Origin of the sequence: Paraburkholderia heleia NBRC 101817 (assembly GCF_000739775.1) — a bacterium.
GTDB lineage: Bacteria > Pseudomonadota > Gammaproteobacteria > Burkholderiales > Burkholderiaceae > Paraburkholderia > Paraburkholderia heleia.
The window spans coordinates 1-704 of record NZ_BBJH01000107.1; the positions used below are offsets into that span (position 1 = coordinate 1).

Sequence of the window (704 nt, forward strand, 5' to 3'; positions counted from 1 at the left end):
ATCAGTTCCTTGATCTTGCCGATCGCCTTCGTCGGGTTCAGGCCCTTCGGGCAAACGTCGACGCAGTTCATGATCGTATGGCAACGGAACAGACGGTACGGGTCCTCGAGGTTGTCGAGACGCTCGCCGGTCGCTTCGTCGCGGCTGTCCGCGATGAAGCGGTAAGCCTGCAACAGGCCTGCCGGGCCGACGAACTTGTCCGGGTTCCACCAGAAGCTCGGGCACGAAGTCGAACAGCTTGCGCACAGGATACACTCGTACAGGCCATCGAGTTCGTCGCGCTGCTCGGGCGACTGCAGACGCTCCTTTTCGGGCGGCGGCGTGTCGTTGATCAGGTACGGCTTGATCGAGTGGTACTGGTTGAAGAACTGCGTGAAGTCGCAGATCAGGTCGCGCACGACGGGCAGGCCCGGCAGCGGACGCAGCACGATCTTCGCCGGCAGGTCGTTCAGGTTCGTGAGACACGCCAGACCGTTCTTGCCGTTGATGTTCATGGCGTCCGAACCGCACACGCCTTCACGGCACGAACGGCGGAACGACAGCGTTTCGTCCAGTTCCTTGAGCTTGACCAGCGCGTCGAGCAGCATGCGCTCGTGCGTGATTTCCAGCTCGTACGTTTGCATGCGCGGCGCCGCGTCCTTGTCCGGGTCGTAGCGGTAGACTTCAAAAATGCGTTTGGCCATTTCCAATTCCTTTTGACTGGC

At 60.9% G+C, this 704-nt stretch carries 1 protein-coding gene; it reads right to left on the minus strand.

What is annotated here, in order from left to right; translation table 11 throughout:
* The coding region (locus BHE01S_RS35875) for a succinate dehydrogenase iron-sulfur subunit (RefSeq protein ID WP_042273287.1) at window positions 1–683 on the minus strand (683 nt) is incomplete at its 3' end.
* Between the last annotated feature and the right edge of the window lie 21 nt (window positions 684–704).